Origin of the sequence: Facilibium subflavum (assembly GCF_003574485.1) — a bacterium.
Lineage (GTDB): Bacteria > Pseudomonadota > Gammaproteobacteria > Francisellales > Francisellaceae > Facilibium > Facilibium subflavum.
The window spans coordinates 1-657 of sequence record NZ_QLIT01000156.1 but is presented as its reverse complement, the minus strand read 5'-3'; the positions used below and the strand labels follow the sequence as shown (position 1 = coordinate 657).

Sequence of the window (657 nt, the reverse complement as noted above, 5' to 3'; positions counted from 1 at the left end):
GGAAAAAGAAGAAGGAAAAAAAAAAAGAAAAAGAAAAAAAAAGAAGAAAAGGAGAAAAAAAAGAAGATGAAAAAAAGGAAAAAGAAGAAAAGGAAGGAAAAAAAAAAAAAAAAAAAGAGGAAGAACAAAAAAAAAAATAGGCGAAAAAAGGAAAAGAAGAATAGAGAAATAGGTAAAGTAAAGAGAGATAAAAAAAAGAAATAAAGAGTGAGAAGGCGAAAAAAAAAAGGAAAGGAAAAAAAAAAAGAAAAAAATAGGAAAGAAAAAATAGAAAGAGAAAAGAAAGGAAGAAAAGAAGAAAGAAAAAGAGAAAAGGGGAGAAGGAGAAAGAGAAAAAAAAAAAAAAAAAAAAGAAAAAAAAAAAAAAAAAAAAGAAAAGAGGGAAAGGGAAAGAAAAGAAGAAGAAGAAAGAAGAAAAGAAAAAAAAGAAGAAGAAGAGAAGAAAGGAGAAAAAAAAAAAGAGAAATAAAAAGAAAAAGAGGAGAAAGGGAGAAAGAAGAGGAGAAAAAAAAGAAAGAAGAGAGAAAAGAAAAGAAAGAGATAAAAAAGAGAAAGAGAAAAAGGAAAGAAAGAAGCAGAATGAGGGGATGAAAAAAAAAAGAGAAGAAAGATAAAAGAAAAAAGAAGGTGGAAGAAAAAAGAAAAAGAAAAAAGGAA

1 protein-coding gene is annotated in these 657 nt (G+C 25.4%); it reads left to right on the top strand.

Features of this window, described 5'->3' with window-relative positions:
- Positions 1-207: 207 nt before the first annotated feature.
- Positions 208-591, top strand: coding sequence for a hypothetical protein (locus DNK84_RS15225; protein WP_119344281.1), 384 nt, complete (start codon positions 208-210; stop codon positions 589-591).
- Positions 592-657 lie beyond the last annotated feature (66 nt).